The sequence below is a fragment of the Salinicola aestuarinus genome (assembly GCF_003206645.1).
Lineage (GTDB): Bacteria > Pseudomonadota > Gammaproteobacteria > Pseudomonadales > Halomonadaceae > Salinicola > Salinicola aestuarinus.
In genome coordinates this window covers 1-505 of the sequence record NZ_PZJP01000033.1, presented here as the reverse complement: position 1 = coordinate 505, position 505 = coordinate 1, and the positions used below count along the sequence as shown (strand labels likewise).

At 54.5% G+C, this 505-nt stretch carries 1 protein-coding gene; it reads right to left on the bottom strand.

Annotated elements, in window-relative coordinates; all coding sequences use genetic code 11:
• Positions 1-62 precede the first annotated feature (62 nt).
• The coding region (locus tag DOM41_RS17330) for a DUF6708 domain-containing protein (RefSeq protein WP_425353276.1) at positions 63-505 on the bottom strand (443 nt) is incomplete at its 5' end.

Genomic DNA, 505 nt, shown 5'->3' with positions numbered 1-505 from the left:
ATATCAGCCATGAGTGACACTCCCGCATATCATATAAAAAGAAAGCCTCTCGCCTCGGCGACTCAGAGGTAGCCCCTGAAGCAGAAATAAAGAATTGCTAACACTTCTACCCAACCCAGCAGGAAGCAACAAAGCGGCCAGAGGACTTCCTTCGCGCTCAGCGGGCGCTCGGTGTGGCGATTGCGTACGTAAGGATCGTCCGGCGTTACCCGGCATTTCTCCTCGACCCACTCGGGCCAACGCGGCACGCGGCAGGTCCACTTGGCAATGATCCGACCAGTGCCTGCCCATGCGATCATTGGGGCTATGACCGCGGCCATGATTGGGCTATCCGCTATAAACCGTGTAGCTTGGATTAAGGAATTAATGAAACTCTCTCGCTTACCTTCCAGATCCAGCAGGCGCTGATTCACTTGGTAAGCTTGAATATGGCCATCGGGCTCTTCCATGTAGCGGCGTACCAGCTCCCATATTTCCAGCGCGCCCTGCATGTTCTTTCTACCTT